This is a genomic window from Micrococcus sp. HMSC31B01 (assembly GCF_001816085.1).
Lineage (GTDB): Bacteria > Actinomycetota > Actinomycetes > Actinomycetales > Micrococcaceae > Micrococcus > Micrococcus luteus.
The window spans coordinates 1-1,015 of the sequence record NZ_KV825375.1 but is presented as its reverse complement, the minus strand read 5'-3'; the positions used below and the strand labels follow the sequence as shown (position 1 = coordinate 1,015).

1 protein-coding gene is annotated in these 1,015 nt (G+C 75.3%); it reads right to left on the bottom strand.

What is annotated here, in order from left to right; translation table 11 throughout:
* Positions 1-66: 66 nt before the first annotated feature.
* Positions 67-744 carry a ribosome hibernation-promoting factor, HPF/YfiA family gene (hpf, locus tag HMPREF3105_RS10990; RefSeq protein WP_060973936.1) on the bottom strand — a complete coding sequence of 226 codons (678 nt, stop codon included), beginning with the start codon at positions 742-744 and terminating at the stop codon, positions 67-69.
* Positions 745-1,015 lie beyond the last annotated feature (271 nt).

The window sequence follows — 1,015 nt, the reverse complement described above, 5'->3', positions numbered from 1 at the left end:
GGCGCCCGTCCCGGAGGGGACGGGCGCCGCGGCGTCAGCAGGTCGTGGTCGACGTCGGCGGGGCGGTCAGTCCTCGCGCGCCTGGTAGGCCCGCTCCCCCTCGGAGGCGGAGACGTGATCCTGCGGGAGGGACTCGTCCAGGCGGATCACGCCGTAGCTCCAGCCCCGGCGGCGGTAGACCACGGAGGGCACGCCGGTCTCGGCGTTCTGGAAGAGGAAGAAGTCATGGCCCACCAGCTCCATCGCGTCCACGGCCTCGTCCACGCTCATGGGGGTCGCGGGGAACGCCTTCTGACGGATGCGCACCGGGGTGCCCACCTCGGGGGCGTCCTGCTCGGCGGCCTCCTCCGCGGCCAGCGCGGCACCCGACGGCGGCAGCGGCGGCACGAATCCGACCTCGCCCGCGCCGCGGGAGGCGCCGAGCTTGCCGTGACGGCGGTCCTTGCGGCGGTCGCGCATGCGCCGCAGGCGCTCGGCCAGTCGGGTGGCGGCCTGGTCGAAGGCGACCAGCTTGTCGTCCGCGTCGGCCTCGGCCCGCACGACGTCCCGCGGGCCGCGGACCGTCAGTTCCACGCGGACCGTCTCGTCCGAGTGCTTGTGGTGGGAGGACTTCGTCACGCGGACCTCGAGCGTGTCGGCGCCCTCGGCGAGCGGCTGGAGGCGCTCGGTGCGCTCGACGACGTGGTCGCGGAAGCTCTCCGGGAGCCTGAGGTTGCGGGCGATGTAGCTGACATCCATGGTCATGGCGTCCTCCTGGTCCGACTCTCACGGGTCCGGCCTCGGGAGGGGAGGTGCGCCTCGGTGTCGCGTCCGCAGGGCGGCGGCGGGTCCGAGGGTGCGACCTCCTTCCAACCGTCGGCAGGACGGGAACCGTAGGGGCGATTCCGTGCCGTTCACCCTACCCGGGGGCCTGGCCGGGGGCCAGGCTCGGCGGGGTCCCGCGGCGGGGCCACGGCCGCGAGCACGACGGCCCCGACGGGGGGCCCGCCGGCTGCGGCGCATCGCCGCCCACTAC